Origin of the sequence: Thiomicrospira sp. (genome assembly GCF_036568485.1) — a bacterium.
GTDB lineage: Bacteria > Pseudomonadota > Gammaproteobacteria > Thiomicrospirales > Thiomicrospiraceae > Thiomicrospira.
The window spans coordinates 23,379-37,668 of record NZ_DATCSL010000032.1; the positions used below are offsets into that span (position 1 = coordinate 23,379).

The window sequence follows — 14,290 nt, forward strand, 5'->3', positions numbered from 1 at the left end:
TGTTAATCTCTTTAATGAAGTCTTTGCTAGAATAACGGCCAAGCTAAGCAAAACCCAAGGAAACCATGATGCTTTCTATTATGATTCAAACCAAACCCAATCAAACCGAACTTGATCGGCTGGATGTTCAACACTGGCCAACTTGGCAGAAAGCGCCCTCAGAGTTTGATTGGTATTACGACACTACTGAGGTCTGCTACCTACTTGAAGGCGAAGTTCTCATCACCCCAGAACAAGGGGAGCCTGTAGTAATCAAAGCCGGTAACTTAGTGACCTTTCCGGCTAGTTTAAGCTGTCAGTGGCAAATCAAACAAACCGTACGAAAACATTATCAGTTTTATTAATGCACACGACCAACCTGCAGGCCTGGTGGTTTCACTTATTCGGCTGTATTAAACAGCAACGCATACGGACGTTCAATTTCATCCAACAAGGCGGCTAGGCTAAAACTGCGAGCCTTTTCAATAAAACGCTGGCGGTCAAAATACACCTGCACTACCGGCAAGCTAAATACCGACTTTTGGGCGCACAAACTTTGACTTTGCTGACAATCAATATATACCATCTGCAACAACGGATAACGTTCGCTTAACATCATTTCAAGCTTAGGTTTAATCACCTGACAAACACCGCAATGCTCGCCGCCAAACAAGACTACCAGGCCTGGTTGCTCAGCAATCAATTGGTCTAGTTCATTTAATTCGGTCAATGTTTTCATACTTTTCTCCTAACCCTTGCCCCACAACCAAGCCGCGCCAATCACGCCACTGGAATCACCATGCATGGGCGGTTTTAACTCGGTTACGACTTGATCACTAAATACCCACTGAGACCAGCGTTTGGGCACCTCGGTATATAGTTCTTCAACCTGACTTAACCCGCCGCCTAACACGATCACGTCAGGATCAAACACATTAATCACCGAGGCTAAACCTTTCGCCATCCAATTATAATAACGTGCCATCATCTGAACAGCAGGTTGATAACCTTGGCGCATTAAGTTTACAACCTGCTGTGCCGAGCATTCTTCACCCATTTCAAGTGCGTAACGTTGAGCTAGGCCGCTTCCTGATAAAAAGGTTTCAATGCAATCTTGTTGGCCGCAATAGCAATCAATCGGTCGATCCTGATCGCTTCGCCACGGCAGAGGGTTGTGTCCCCACTCACCCGCTATGGCATTCGCACCCACTAATATCTGCCCATTGACCACCAGCCCACCTCCACAGCCTGTGCCAATGATGACACCAAAAACACTTTGCGCATTTTGCGCCGAACCCTGTGAGGCTTCTGAAAGAGTAAAACAATTGGCATCATTGGCAATTCGCACTTCGCGTTTTAGCCGGTTTTGTAAGTCACCTTGCAAATCTTGACCAATCAACCACGTTGAATTGGCGTTTTTGACGCGCCCAGTTTTGGCTGAAACCGCACCCGGAATGCCAATTCCAACGCTTGCCGTTTGACCAAGTTTATGTTCGGCCTCTAGCACCAAACTGACAATTGCATCCAAGGTACCGGCATAATTCCCTTTCGGGGTTAAAACGCGCTCACGCAGACAAATATGATTTTGGTTATCTAACGCTACAATTTCAATTTTAGTGCCGCCTAAATCAATCCCAAATCGCATGATTACACTTCCACTTTTTTGCTTAAAAACACACTAAAATCGTTAGGTAAATAATCCGATCGCCAGTCAACTCTATAAGCAAAACGCTCACAAAAAGCCACTATGGACGCAGGATAAAAGCTTTGCAAATCCGGTCTAGATTGAATCCAGGGATTGTGTTTATTTAACAAATTAAACCCAACGCCTAAACGAGCGATTCGATAAAGGTCTTGTATAACCGATTTGGCATAAGCCCCCGTTTCATCGACGACTTCATTTAATGCACCAGATAAAAATACAAAATCGTATGAATTATTTTCAAATGACTGGTCCACTAACTCACCTTCATACAATTGTATTGCTGGATGCAAACAGCGCGCGCTGTATATCATGTCAGGCGAAATATCCAACCCGGTGTAATGGATGCGATAACCGGCTAAATCTAAATAGGTATAAAAATCGGCAAAACCACACCCTACATCCAAAACTGACCAGGCCTGGTGATTAGGTTTTTCGAGATGAGGGATCAAGCTCGCCAACACGTCAAAACGTTGTTTTTGCACGTCGGCATCTGTCCAAAACAAGGCTTGAGGTTGATAACCAAAACGTTCAATTGACGCTTTATGGCGCAATTGAATACGCATGCGCTGCGTTTCTGAAAGACGTATTAGGCCTTTGTCAGTCATGTGTGACTCTCGAAAGTTTGCGCTTCCATGGATTTTAACCAAGCAATCTCTTGTTCTGAAAATCCGGCCTGCTGGCGTGCCTCATAATTGAAAGGCCCCCGAATATCACCATGAAAATAGGTGGTTAAAATAGACTCGAAGGTTTCAAACGGATTCAAGCCCCGCTGCTCACACAAATAGCGATACCAACGCGTGCCGACCGCAACATGGCCAATTTCATCACGCAATAAAATCTTTAGGATTTCTACACCGCGATGATCACCAATCGCCCGCAAACGTTTAATCATATCAGGCGTCACATCCAAGCCCCGCGCTTCCAGCGTACGAGGCACCATCGCCATTCGAACCAACACATCATGATCGGTCTCGTAAGTGGTTAACCACAATCCATTATGAGCTGCAAGGTCACCATATTCATAACCTAAGTTAAACAAATGCTCTCGGATCATTTGAAAATGATAGGCTTCCTCTCCTGCAACGCCTAACCAATCGGCATAAAAATCACGTGGCATATCCTGGAATCGATAAACCGCATCCAAGGCTAAGTTAATAGCATTAAATTCGATATGAGCAATCGCATGCATTAAAGCCGCATGACCTTCCGGCGAACCTATTCGACGTCGTAATAAGTTCTTAGGTGCTACCAGATCAGGCTTGATTGGACGTCCAGGGTCCGCGATGCGTTTGACCTCTTCTAATGGCTCAAAATTAAAGCGCTGCTCCGTCCAATCCGCTAACAAACCATCTAACAAATGCATTTTATGGTTCAGTTCGGAGCAAGTTAAACACTCATACACTTGGGTAAATAAGTTTTTTGTCGCCACAACACATCCAAATTTTCGTTTATTTTTGGCATAAAAAAAGCCGGTTATTAAACCGGCTTTTCGAGATAGCATCACCTATTGTCAATAGAAGGGATTTTATTGACGATAGTAAACAGCCATCAGGTAACGAACGCCCATGAAATTTTTGGTGTCGATCGCATTGAAAAGGGTTGCCCACATTTCACGATCTTCAGCCGTCATGACTGAATAAGGGGCACGTACGTACTCCTTACCGTCTTTTTCAAATTTAAACTGGCCTTCATACTTAGCTTCGATCTCAGTTAATGCCGCTTTACACTGATCAACAGTAGTAGACTGCTGCACTTCACGTGCCGCTGTGTTACCACCTTCGATACCCGCTGCAATTAGCTTTTGTGCATCGTCAACACACTGATCATAGACAGAAGAAGCATGAACATTCATTGAGAATGCCGCAACACCTGACAGAAACAAAGCTTTAAGAGTTAATTGTTTCATTGAATACTCCAAATAGGTTTTGCCTCTCTAGCGTTGGTAATTCTGACGTGTTTCCCAACAAATTGCAAGCCGATTTTAATAGAATATAACCAAACGCTTATAAGAAGATTTTATCTCTCACTTCACTGGCATGCTCGCTCCACTAGCGACCCCATCAGTGGGATTTTAATTAACCACCACCTGCGCTTAAGGTTCGGTGATGATTTTGCTTTGCGGGGGCTTTGGCCAATCTTTTAAAGGATATAACACGCCTATTTTAGCGCGTCCCCATTGGCCATTAACACTAAGGGTAACCGTTTGGTCTTCGATACGGTGCAGCTGAATCCCGTGTTTTAACTCAGACTCCTTATAGATGTCACCATTAATTTGAGCTCGCTTATGACCTTGATAGACTAAAATCGCACTGACGAATAAGGTTTTAACTTCTGTCACCAGGCCTGGTGATTCGCTTTTTGTTGATGTGTTTTCGGTTTTTTGCTCAGGCGGTTGCGTTAAATAAGTTTGACGTTCGGCTTCAATTATTTGACGTTGATCCGGTGTCATTAACAACCGCGGCATCTCGGCTTGAATCGCCTGCGAGCTCAGCAGACTTGCTAGCAGTAAGAATAAGCAGTTAACGCGTTTAAACGGATTACTTTTCAAGATCGATCCATTTTTTTGTCTATTTGCCATCATACTCAACGCCATGCCTTCGGATCAAAAACAGCGGGTTCAGCGCGCAATAATTGCAATCCACAACGCATCATAATATTTCCTTGTTCTGGCTTGAGCGCCATCGCCAGTTCGACACCACTTCGTTGAAGCTGAAGATCGCAATGCTCAATCACAAAGAATGGACTCACATTGTGATGTAGCCAATCCACTAATTTTATGTAGTCCGCATCGGTTTGTAGTCGTAAATTAAGGTTTAATTTTGTTCGATAAAAAATAGTTTGAGAGATCGGAAGTTGTTTTACATCCGCAGGACTTAGACGCTTTTCGGCTTCAAATTGAATACTCAAACCACTCAACAACCAGGCCTGGCTTACTTGGTTTAATTGATCCGTCCAAATAACGCGATCAACGGGTTGCATAAAACCTTGTTGTTTAAGTCGTTCATAGTCTTGTGCGTATTTTTGTTGAATCACTCGTTCCTGTTTTAACTGATCAACTTGAAGCACCAACTGGGTAACCCTTTGCCCCCGATTTTCTACCTGCTCTGCTTGCTGGCCAATGGGACTGAGTAGTTGAGCATAGATGATCCAGCTTAAAACCAAAGCCAAGATTAAACTTGATAATGGCCAAAGAATTAAACGCTGAAAGTAGCGATGACTAAAACCCAAATCAAACTTAATCATGGTTTTTCCTTCAGCGAAGGGTCTAGGTGCATCACCCATTCCAAACTAAACGGTAAGGCCTTAACCTCTCGCCCTGTCTGAACACTCAGTTGTTGTGATTGATCTTCCGTAAAAGGTTTTAGTAAAAACACGACTTGGCTAATATTAGACTGTTGCGCTAGGTCTTTGGCGAAATTATTTAAGGCCTCAGTTATAGGTTTATACCGCCCATCAAATGGATGCACTAAGCCTCGCACAGTTACTTTATACTCGTTATCGTCAAATTGATTCTCGGGAAACCAACGAAGCTGTTCAATTTTAATTTTGCTATGACGACTAAATAAGTCTGCTAATGCTAGCAAATCTAAGCCATAGGGTTGAGTTGTCGATATATTTTTTAATTGATCAGAAAACTCAACTATCGCTTGCATATGTTGCGACTTCACTTGGCCATCGAACTCTTGAATTAAGTGCTTTTTTTGAATTTGCAACGCTTGTTCCACTTGATGAAACAAAGCCTGTTGTCGATCGAGAAAGCGGTTTTCTAAACTCGACTTGACCGTCAAAAAGCCCATCAAAATCACAATTAAAGCAGCCAGAAGTTTCAGCGTGAAACCGGCATAACGAAACCGGTTAACCTTTTGAATGGCTGGATGGCTGAAGAAAGAGGACAGCCATCCCATTTGCACAGACTGCGCGAGGACCGCATTACCATAACATAAGTCGTCGGATGGCATACTGACGCGGTTGACTAAATTAACCACATCGAAAAATTGTTGATCTTTATCCCAGTTTGGCGACACCACCCCTAAACGCTCAAATATTGACCAATATTGATCACACAAGGTTTCATCAACATGATCCACAATAATGTAGTTGAAAGCCGCGCCTTGAGGCAGCACTTTTTGACTGTAGATAAAACGTGTGGCCAGTTTTGACTCTTGCGCTAAAAATTCAATTTTAGCGACATCCGTATCGGTATCTTGGCCGGACTTGAGCTCAACAACCCGAGTCAAACGCAACTGACCATTAAGAAAAAAACATTGTCGATAATGGCGCTCTGACATTCTTGCCACTAACAAAATCGGGGCTTTGGTTTGTTTAGCGGTTAACTTAAGTTGATCCTTCATGTAAGAGCGCAATAGGCGCTTGAGTAAAAAGGCAGAAGAATGCAAACTTGTCCATATAACATGCGAATCACTTAATTGATCCATCAGCTTTGAAACCGCACTAGAAGGATAAAGTGCAACGCTTAACAGCATCTCTTCTTTCCGATTATCTTCGTTAGTTTGAGTTTGACCTGTCCAAATAAAGCGTTGGGTGCTGGCTCCTTTTTGACGTAACTTATTCACTAGCCGAGTTTGTAATGCCCATTTTTCCCAGGGTAAAAGTTTTGGCACAAATTCCACTTGTAGATCTTCATCAATGACATCTAAAACCACACTGATTTGCGCTCGAGGCGATATCTTCTCGACAAAGGTTTCTACCTCTGGCCACTTCAGCGATTGGTGACCAATGATATTACGCCCTCGCAACTGAAAGACTTCTAAATGATGATCCATCGCATAAAGCACATAACGCATAAGTTTGACCTTAAAATTGAACCTGTGTAATGGTGTCGTAAACAGGCCCGAGCACGGCCATCATCACCCAACCGACAATGACGGCCATGATGATCGTTAATAAAGGCTCAATGGCCGGCTCTATCTTTTCAATACTCTCTTTGGCTTCACGGTCATAAAAATAACTCACATTTTTTAATGACTCATCCATCTTCCCGCTCCGCTCGCCTACTTTTACCATACGCACCCCAAGCGGCGGAAACACATTTGCCGACTCAAAAGCTTGATGAATAGGTTCGCCTTCTTTAATCAGGCGAATCGCCATGAGTACATTTTTTTCCATGTAGGTGTTATCCACGACCTTTGCCGCCAGTAGCATGCTTTCGGTAAAACTCATGCCGGCACTGTACATAACCGCCAGTGAATTCGCCAATCGTGCAATTTTCAACTTATACAGCACGGGGCCAATAATCTTAATTTTAAATTTAGCTTTATCAAATTGAACTCGAAACAACTGAGAACGTTTCAACCAAGCTTTGAATATAAACACCAAGATAAACGGCGCCAAAATCAATAATAAAATGTTATTTTGAATAAAACTGGAGGTAGCAATTAACGCTTGGGTTGAGACACTTAAATCCCCACCCATTTGACCGATAAAACCTAATAGTTCCGGCACTACAAACACCATCATGAGCACCACAACACTCAGCACAACTAAACTCACAATCGCTGGGTAAATCATGACTTTCTTAGCTTTGGCAAGTAACTCATCTTCCCACTTCAACATATTTGCCAAGTCAGCCAATATGACCTCTAACTGCCCAGTTTGTTCGCCCACTGACACTAAAGAAATATAAACATCACCAAACACATCCCGATAACTTTGCAATGAGTCTGAAAAGGTTTCACCACCTTCCATAGATTGATAAATAAAATTCAGCATCTCTTTAACAGCATGGTTATCAAACGAATCTCTTAAATCCGCAATGATTTCCATTAAGGGCACACCTGCACGTAAAAGTTGCTCAAATTGGAAGGTAATAGCAATGATTTCTTTGCGTGAAATGTTTGCACGTCTAAACAGTTTTAAACCTCGACCTTTAGGTTTAAGACTCAAAATGTCGATTTTGGAGGCTTGTAATTTTTGTTCCACTTCGGCCTGGTTCTTACCCTCTATTTGGCCACGAACCCTTTCACCAAAACGATTAATACCCGAAAACTGATAGATTTGCATACTCAGCCTTATACCAACTCAGTTAAGTTAACCACACGACTGATTTCATCCAAGGTGGTATCTCCACGACGCACCCAGCTCACCGCACTTTCCGATAGCGTACGAAACCCTTGCTTTTTAGCCTGTTTGAGCAATACGTGTGTAGGGGCCTCATCTAACAATAAATCGTCAATTTCGTTGGTAAAACGCAAAGTTTCTAATATGGCCAGTCGTCCTTTGTAACCAATGCCATTGCAGGCTTCACAGCCCACGGCTTTGTATAACACCGCATTCTCATTTTCTTCCAGCCCGACCAACTGAGCTTCAAACGCATCTGGCTGATAAGGTTTTTTGCAATGAGGACAGAGTTTGCGCGCTAAACGTTGTGCGACAATACCGATAATGTTACCGGCTAATACCGTTGATGGTACGCCGATATCGAGCAAACGTGGAATCGTTCCTAGGGCTGAGTTGGTATGCAGTGTAGCAAAAACTTGGTGGCCGGTCATCGCCGCACGAAACGCCATTTCAGCCGTTTCTGCATCGCGAATTTCACCAATCAAAATAATATCGGGATCTTGGCGAAGTAAGGCACGAATACCACGTGCAAAAGTTAAACCTATATCGTCATTAACCGCGGTCTGCCGAATTAATGACATTGGATATTCGACTGGGTCTTCGAGTGTCATGATGTTAACACCTACATCGTTGACTTCATTTAGAATCGAATACAAGGTTGTCGTTTTACCGGAACCAGTTGGCCCCGTAACCAAGAAAATACCATTCGGCCGGCTCATCATAAGTTTTACTTCTTGATAGGCGTCTGGATCTAACCCCAAGCTGTCTAAGGGCACAATGCCTTTTTCTCGATCAAGAATACGTAATACAAAGTTTTCACCGTGTGTGCCCGGCAAGGAAGACACCCTAAAGTCAATGCGACGCCCCATCACAACTAAATCCATATGACCATCTTGCGGTAGACGCTGGTCGGTTAGATCCAAGTTTGAAATGACTTTTAAGCGCACCACCAGGCCTGACCAAAGTGATTTATGCAACAAACGAACCTCTTGCAGCACACCATCGATTCGATAACGTACGCGCACGTAATATTCTTCTGGCTCAAAGTGAATGTCTGACGCCTCGCGTTTAACCGCATCGGTGAGCAAGCTATCAACTAAACGCACCATAGGCTGTGAATATTCATCTGTTTCGGACAAGGCATGAATATCGACTTGTCCCGTTTCCAGCTCATTTAAGATGCCATCAATAGACAGTTCATAGCCATAATAGTGGTCAATCGCGAACTGAATTTCTGATTCGGCGACTAATACTGGTTGCAACCGTAAATCGGTGCGCTTTAAATTACGGCGCACTTTATCCAGTAGCAATATATCTTCTGGATTACTCATGGCCAATTTAAGCAGGTCGTCGCGCAAGCTAATCGGCAGAATTTGGTTGGCACGCGCAAAGGCTTCGGTGAGCATCTCTAATGCACTTAAGTCAGGCACAATTCCCTTAATACTCATCGAGTCGTAACCGGTAGACTCACCTACCGCTTCACGCGATTGTTCTTCGGTCATAAAGCCAAGGTAAACAAAAATTTCACCCAGTTTTTTACCCGTACGACGTTGTTCTGTTAAGGCTATTCTTAACTGATCGGCATTGATATAACCTTCATGTATCAGCTTGTCACCTAAACGCATGGGTTGAGCCATGATTAATTCTGCTCCATAAAAGTCTGTAATAGGTTAATACGCTGATAAATAGCCGAACTATTGAATTGCGCTGTTGGGTACTTATCCGCTAAGGCTAAACTGAGTTTATATTGCTCCAAAGCATTCTGAAACTGACCTAGATGATCCAAACTTACCGCCAAATTTAAGCGATAATCCGGGTTATTTTGCTCCAAACGTACGCTGTCAAAATAGTGTTGTTGTGCTTTAAACCAGTCTTGACGCTGTGCATATTGATTACCCAAAGCAAATTGTAAGCTAGCCAAGTCAGGATAACGCCTTGCTAAATTAACCAACTCTGTCATCATGGCTTGCTGGTTTTCCAGTTCAGTCGCAATCGAGGCAATGCCCTGCAAAGCATCTTGGTCTTCCGAATTTTGTTTTAGGACTTGTTGATAATAAGCCATTGCCTGTTCATAATCTTGTCGCTGAGCGGCCACCGCAGCCAGACCGATTTGGCTATTTTTGCTGTCAGGATTGTTTGCTAAGCCCCGTCGATAATGATACTCCGCTCTATCAAGGTCTGATTCCAAATAAGCCTGATAGGCTAGTTCATTTTCATTAACCCTTGCCTCTCGTTTAACTTTTATAACCGCACCAGGCCTGGTGACTTCTGATGACTCTGACTGTGCCTTCGTATTTGAAGAGTTTGGTATTTCTTGGGGTTCAGAATTTTTCTCAGCATTAAGCTGTGTTTCAGACGGCTTTGTTTGCTTCTGATTTGAAGTTGTCTCCACACGCTGGATCACATCATCAGAAACCATCGGTTCTGTCGTTTGGTCTCTATCATTTTGCTCCTCTGACTGTGTCGGCTTCTGAATATTTGAACTGAACTGTTCTACTTGAAAATCATAGTGCTGCTCTAAGTCCTGAATAATAAAAAGTGCGAAATAAATCAGGATAGCGCTAAATGCACTAAGCCCCAAAAAAAGCAGGTAAAGTTTGCGCGATAGTGAGGGTTTAATCGGTTTCAAGGTTGTAGTTAAAGCAGGTGAAAAAGACGTCTTTACAGGTTTCGTTTGCGATACTTTTTGAGGCGATGACCAAGTATTACTTGGTTTTAGCAAGGTTTCTAATCCAGCTTTTTTATTAGCTAGCTTATACTCTTCGGCACCTTGTGAACTGGCCTCCTCAGATTCAACAGGCCTATTTTTTGGAGTAGTAGGAGTCTGGCTAACCTCTTGTGTCTCAGACAACACATCCATCAATTTAGACGGCGTCATTTCTGTATCTGGCTCAGCTAGCTTAAATTTTGGCTCACTAATCGAGCTATCTGGCTGTGCCCTAGCTAACGATGCAGGTTTGGCTAATTTTTGAGATTCAGCAGGTGTTTTACTTGGCGACTTAATCTCAGAGTTTAATTTGTTTAGTTTTTCAGCCGACACCTGCGGTTTGTTTGGCGTTAGATATTCAATATCAGCCAACTTGCTATCTGACTTTAATTCAACATTTTTTTCAACTTGCGGCTTGTTCGCTTGATTGGCTTTTTTTTCGGCGGCCGCTTTTTTCAATGCGTCTAACAAGACACTCATTCAGCCGCTCCTGTGCGTTTATCTAGCAGGCTGCGGAAGGCTTGTAAATCACCAGACTCAATATCTGGACGATCCACAATAATAGGACGAATAAAAATGACCAGTTCCGTCTTGGTGGTTTTACGCTGAGAATAACCGAATAAGCTTTTGCCTAAGATAGGCAAGCGAGACAACCAAGGTAACCCAGATTCTAAATCATCCTGCCTATCCTCAATAAGACCACCAATAACCGCGGTTTGATTGTCACGCAGTTTCAACACAGTTTCCATTTCACGCTCTTGAACAATCGGAATCGAACTTTCAGCCCCTACTTCTATCAGATCTGGATTCGGATCATTCACACTACCAATAATACGTGAAATGGTCGGGCGTATATTTAACGACACCTCTCGCTGATCACTTACAAACGGCGTCATACTCATCATAAAACCCACTGGCACTGTATGGACACTCGTTGAATAAGTGACATCAGTACCCGCCGTACTAGTAGATCGAGACACATCGATAGTGAAATAAACTTGGTTATCAACCACCTTTAGTAAAGCAGTTTGATTATTCACCGCCATAATCTTGGGACTGGATAACACTTGAACGTCCCCATACTCTTCTAAAGCTTTTAAACCCGCATTTAAATCTAAACCAATGTCATTTCCTAAAGTAGCGGTGAAGACATTATCAGCCATAGGTTCCGCATCTGGAAGTGCCATCAAAGCTCTTCGATTTGATAAGTTTCTAAAACCATTGGCTGACCAATCAATACCGGATTGATGATTTTCCGATAACACCACTTCCACCACCGATGCTTCAATCATTACCTGGCGTTCCGAACGCTGTGTAATTGAGTCGAGATACTGCTGAACAGCTTGATGGCGTTTGTTGGTGGCATACACTAAAACCAGTCCTGCTTCGGGATTAATGACCACTTTACTCGCAACATTGTGTGTGGGACGACTAGTGTTAGAAGAGTTAGAGGTGTCTTCGCTACTAGCAGAGACATTCTGAACCATGGATAACGTGTTATTTGCTGGCGTGGCAGATACAGAACCACCAGGCCTGGTAGTTGGGTCATAAGTCATGCTTAATAAACTGGCACGTAAAGTCGACCAAAAATCATGCACAGAAGCAACTTCAACACTTGAACGACTACCGGTGGATTGACCACCCTCCGTCGGCTTAACCGATCCGCCCACCGTCATATTCATTACAATAGAATCACGGCTCGAACGTTTAATATTTACATAATCAATTCGATAATGTTTCCAGTAAGGCTCATCAGCCTTAACCTGAATCAAAGTTTGATCCAGCGTAACAATCAAATTAAGTTGGTCCGAAATTCTTTTTAAGATCGATTTTAAAGGCTGGTTAATCGCATTGATGGTTAACTTACCATCCACACCTGGCCAAATATCAACCTCATGCCCGGACATTTCTGCCAGGCGGTAAATAATTTCATGCACTGGCGCATCAAATGCCGTTAAGGTATAGCCTGGTTTCGTAACCTCTGGCTTAGGGGCGATATTATAAGCCCTGGCGCTGATAATACTTGGAACGTCTGAACTGGTACTCTTAACTGTGGGACGGGGCTGAGTCGTTAAATGTCCTGAGGATTCAGTCTCAGCGGGCGACTCAGATAATTTAGTCTCATTTTGGTCAATCGGCTGATTTGAACAAGAAGCTAAACCAAACAACAGACTGAACAGAATGACCCAATCGACTCGAAAGTTTTTCACACTCACCCCTAAACGCTAATTATTTGGTTATGTTCGTTTGTATTGAATCAGATAAATAACTCAATACCTGTAATTTTGACACGATAAAAGGATCGCCGGCCAAAATATAATTTGGCAAAGAATTAATAAAGTTAATCGCTTTACTGTAACCAGTGTAATACCCATAGTACACAGTAAACTGACTACGCTTAAGATTAATTGAATAGAATAATTGATCAGGCTCAAGCCAGTCCTGAGATTCAAGTTTTACCATTGTTGGCTGTAAACTTGCCAAATCAGATGTCATAAGTTGAATACTGTAAAGCATGTCTGAGTTTGACTGAATAAAATCCATGCTCGATTTAATATCTTTTTTATAATCATCAAACGACCAATCAGCTAATCCTTTTGGTTCAAGCTTCTTTTCAAACTCACTCGTGGGTAAATCTGTTCTTAAATCCTCAGATTGACTTGGATTATTGGTCGTCGATGCATTTAATTGCACAGGATTAAAATTAAAAATCACCCACACCATCAATAAAATGACAAAAACCAACAAACTCAATTTCATTAAAGTTGTTTGAAAGAAAGGGACTACACCAATATGACTCGGTTTTATAACTTTAGTTCCCTCTGAATAGGCTGCCAATAAAGCACGATCAGCTAAAACGTGAATATCTCTAGGTAAACCCTTAGAGTGTTTCGAAATAAACTTAGCAACCCGTGTATCAAACAAATCTTTACCCTGATATCCCGCTTTTCGCATGCGAAAATTTAAATACGATTTGACATCTTGAACACCAAACGCTGGCAAATAAATAGAGTGTGAAATCCGACTTTGGAATTGACGTATTTCAGGTTTAGACAGAATCACATCCAGCTCTGGTTGCCCAAATAATACAATTTGTACCAGTTTATGCTGATCGGTTTCTAAGTTGAGCAACAATCTTATTTCCTCTAGGGTTTCTAGTGGCATGGCTTGAGCTTCATCAACTAGAATCAAGGGTTGTCGCCCCATTGCATGCTGTTGAATAAAAAAATCCCTGAGCTTTGAAATCAAAAAAAACTTAGGTTCTTGAGGAGACAAAGAAATGCCGAATTCATGACAAATAAAAAACAAAATATCATGAGCGGACAAGTTAGGAGAATTAATATAAACAATCTGATAATTTTCCGATAATGTCTGACTAAGTCGTCTTAAAAGCGTTGTTTTGCCACTTCCTACCTCACCAATAACCTTGATGATTCCATCACCACGATCTAATGAATATAAAATAGCAGAAACCAATTCTTCACGATCTGCATCCTTATAAAAGTAATCTAAATCAGGCGTCGAACGAAACGGTAAATCAGTCAAATCAAAAAAAGGCCTATACATCTCTTTTATCCAAATTATTCTTTTTGTATTTTAAAGAAGTTATAACTTAAAAGCCATAAAACTCTAAACATAAACGACAAGATAGTGCTAGGTTACAGAAGTGAAAAAGATTAGGCAAAAAAAAACCCCTCTATTGAGGGGTTTGATGTATGGAGCTTGGCGATGACCTACTCTCGCATGGGGAAACCCCACACTACCATTGGCGCTGGAACGTTTCACTTCTGAGTTCGAGATGGGATCAGGTGGTTCCATTC

Annotated in this window: 14 protein-coding genes and 1 rRNA gene; 1 reads left to right on the plus strand and 14 read right to left on the minus strand. The window is 42.4% G+C overall.

Going from position 1 to position 14,290, the window contains the following annotated elements; all coding sequences use genetic code 11:
- Positions 1 to 65 precede the first annotated feature (65 nt).
- Positions 66 to 344, plus strand: coding sequence for a cupin domain-containing protein (locus VIM91_RS03210; RefSeq protein WP_331863380.1), 279 nt, complete (start codon positions 66 to 68; stop codon positions 342 to 344).
- A 35-nt stretch (positions 345 to 379) separates the two neighbouring features.
- Here VIM91_RS03210 and VIM91_RS03215 read toward each other — a convergent pair whose 3' ends face one another.
- The 14 genes from VIM91_RS03215 to rrf form a co-directional block, all read right to left on the minus strand.
- Positions 380 to 718, minus strand: a complete 339-nt coding sequence (locus tag VIM91_RS03215; protein WP_331863381.1) for a thioredoxin family protein — start codon at positions 716 to 718, stop codon at positions 380 to 382.
- 9 nt (positions 719 to 727) lie between these two features.
- A complete protein-coding gene (locus tag VIM91_RS03220) occupies positions 728 to 1,624 on the minus strand; it encodes an ROK family protein (protein WP_331863382.1) in 897 nt (298 codons plus the stop codon).
- Positions 1,625 to 1,626: 2 nt separating this feature from the next.
- Complete coding sequence (locus VIM91_RS03225) at positions 1,627 to 2,289, minus strand: class I SAM-dependent methyltransferase (protein WP_331863383.1); 663 nt, start codon at positions 2,287 to 2,289, stop codon at positions 1,627 to 1,629.
- A complete protein-coding gene (locus VIM91_RS03230; RefSeq protein WP_331863384.1) occupies positions 2,286 to 3,113 on the minus strand; it encodes a ferritin-like domain-containing protein in 828 nt (275 codons plus the stop codon). The genes VIM91_RS03225 and VIM91_RS03230 overlap by 4 nt, the downstream gene beginning before the upstream one ends.
- Positions 3,114 to 3,209: 96 nt before the next feature.
- A complete protein-coding gene (locus VIM91_RS03235) occupies positions 3,210 to 3,590 on the minus strand; it encodes a hypothetical protein (RefSeq protein ID WP_331863385.1) in 381 nt (126 codons plus the stop codon).
- A gap of 186 nt (positions 3,591 to 3,776) precedes the next feature.
- Entirely contained in the window at positions 3,777 to 4,265 is a 489-nt protein-coding gene (locus VIM91_RS03240; RefSeq protein ID WP_331863386.1) for a hypothetical protein, read from the minus strand.
- 2 nt (positions 4,266 to 4,267) lie between these two features.
- Positions 4,268 to 4,927, minus strand: a complete 660-nt coding sequence (locus VIM91_RS03245) for a hypothetical protein (RefSeq protein ID WP_331863387.1) — start codon at positions 4,925 to 4,927, stop codon at positions 4,268 to 4,270.
- Complete coding sequence (locus VIM91_RS03250; protein ID WP_331863388.1) at positions 4,924 to 6,489, minus strand: hypothetical protein; 1,566 nt, start codon at positions 6,487 to 6,489, stop codon at positions 4,924 to 4,926. Before VIM91_RS03250 ends, VIM91_RS03245 begins: the two co-directional genes overlap by 4 nt.
- 10 nt (positions 6,490 to 6,499) lie before the next feature.
- Positions 6,500 to 7,705: a type II secretion system F family protein gene (locus VIM91_RS03255; RefSeq protein ID WP_331863389.1), complete on the minus strand. Its 1,206-nt coding sequence runs from the start codon at positions 7,703 to 7,705 to the stop codon at positions 6,500 to 6,502.
- Positions 7,706 to 7,713: 8 nt separating this feature from the next.
- Positions 7,714 to 9,399 carry a GspE/PulE family protein gene (locus VIM91_RS03260; protein WP_331863390.1) on the minus strand — a complete coding sequence of 562 codons (1,686 nt, stop codon included), beginning with the start codon at positions 9,397 to 9,399 and terminating at the stop codon, positions 7,714 to 7,716.
- A 2-nt stretch (positions 9,400 to 9,401) separates the two neighbouring features.
- A complete protein-coding gene (locus tag VIM91_RS03265; RefSeq protein WP_331863391.1) occupies positions 9,402 to 10,949 on the minus strand; it encodes a hypothetical protein in 1,548 nt (515 codons plus the stop codon).
- Positions 10,946 to 12,679: a type II and III secretion system protein gene (locus VIM91_RS03270; protein ID WP_331863392.1), complete on the minus strand. Its 1,734-nt coding sequence runs from the start codon at positions 12,677 to 12,679 to the stop codon at positions 10,946 to 10,948. The genes VIM91_RS03265 and VIM91_RS03270 overlap by 4 nt, the downstream gene beginning before the upstream one ends.
- A gap of 19 nt (positions 12,680 to 12,698) precedes the next feature.
- Entirely contained in the window at positions 12,699 to 14,015 is a 1,317-nt protein-coding gene (locus VIM91_RS03275) for an ExeA family protein (RefSeq protein ID WP_331863393.1), read from the minus strand.
- A gap of 175 nt (positions 14,016 to 14,190) precedes the next feature.
- Positions 14,191 to 14,290, minus strand: a 5S ribosomal RNA gene (gene rrf, locus VIM91_RS03280); the annotation flags it as partial.